The sequence below is a fragment of the Streptococcus sp. GMD4S genome (assembly GCF_000296955.1).
The window spans coordinates 1-853 of record NZ_AJRE01000538.1; the positions used below are offsets into that span (position 1 = coordinate 1).

The 853-nt window shown below is 40.8% G+C and carries 2 protein-coding genes; both read right to left on the minus strand.

From position 1 onward, the window contains the following. The coding region (locus tag GMD4S_RS12405; protein ID WP_001037491.1) for a PTS transporter subunit EIIC at positions 1–642 on the minus strand (642 nt) is incomplete at its 3' end. Continuing rightward, on the minus strand, positions 642–853 hold a 212-nt coding region (locus tag GMD4S_RS12410; protein WP_000519108.1), incomplete at its 5' end, for a PTS lactose/cellobiose transporter subunit IIA. The genes GMD4S_RS12405 and GMD4S_RS12410, both read right to left, overlap by 1 nt.

Sequence of the window (853 nt, forward strand, 5' to 3'; positions counted from 1 at the left end):
CGGTGCAAAGAATTTACCGATTGATTCAGCTACGCTTGCACCAACAAAATGACGAGCTAGTAAATCGAGAGCATAAAGAGAAACCACTGATAGAGTGAATGGAATCACATCTTTAAAGACTTGTGAGATATTTGGTGGAACTTCGTCAGGCATACGAATAGTGACGTTGTTCTTAACACAAACCTTATAGATGGTTACAGTAACAAAGGCAGCAAGGAATGCTGAAAGCAAACCTTTTGTTCCAAGGAAACCTGTCGCAAAGCCACCTTCAATCGGATCAGCTGCTAACATCAACAAACCAACAATCGCAGCTAAAAGTGTTGACATATAGTTGATTTGATTGGTTTTTTCCATGCTACGGTTTACTGAGTCGGTCAATGACTTAGCTGTTGTACCAGCTACCAAGAGAGCTAGAATCCCCATTGAATAGCTATAAGGTTTCATGAGGAGATTAACAACTTCATCAGACCATTTAAAGCCCCATGAGTTTGGTACAAAAGCAATCAAGATAAAGATACTTGAGAAGAGAATAACAGGCATCCCTGCAATGAAACCATCACGAATAGCACGAAGATAGATATTACGAGACAGTTTCTCAAAGAAAGGCTTTCCTTTCTCGATAAATGAAATTAGTTTGTTCATTACTTAACTCCTCTCTTATAGAGTTCGATTAAATGGTGCATCAAATCTTTTAACAAAATGGTAGTCATCAAGTGGTCTTGGCCATGCATCATGGTCACGCTATAAGCCAAATCCTCACCAGCTGCCTCCTTGGTCAATAGACTTGTTTGCGCGTGATGAGCCTCGGCGATACAGCCACCAGCTTCCTCAACTAAGCTATCCGCTTTTGCGA